Annotated in this window: 1 pseudogene; it reads left to right on the top strand. The window is 30.4% G+C overall.

What is annotated here, in order from left to right:
• Positions 1 to 48 precede the first annotated feature (48 nt).
• Positions 49 to 483 (top strand): annotated as a pseudogene (locus IU405_RS00985) (DUF4249 family protein); the annotation flags it as partial.

Raw genomic sequence — 483 nt, 5'->3', positions numbered from 1 at the left:
TTTTTGGATTGGTTCCTTCTGTTACTTACAATTTTAAATTTTAATACGATGAAAAAGATTTTTTTACTCCCCATTTTATTACTATTTATTTTTACAAATTGTGAAAAAGTAGTCGATATTGATGTCCCTTCAACTACTCCAAAATTGATTATAGATGCTGTTTTTGAAGTGTATTTTACAGAAACTCCAATACGTGCAAATACAGTTGTAAAACTAAGTAAATCAGCTGATTATTTTGACGAAACGATTCCACCAGTGACCAATGCAACTGTTTTTTTAACGAATATATCTGATAATTCCATCATTAATTTTTCGGACGTGAATGCTGATGGAAATTATGAACCAACGATTTCGTTTATTCCTGCTGAAAATGTAGTGTATGAATTGACAATAATTCACGAAAACTACACCTATAAAGGGACAGCAACTCGAATAAAATCAACACCTTTAACTAGTGTTACTCAAGGTGATGAAACCTTATTT

The organism is Polaribacter sp. BAL334 (assembly GCF_015767435.1).
Classification (GTDB): domain Bacteria; phylum Bacteroidota; class Bacteroidia; order Flavobacteriales; family Flavobacteriaceae; genus Polaribacter.
This window is presented reverse-complemented; position numbering and strand designations above follow the sequence as displayed.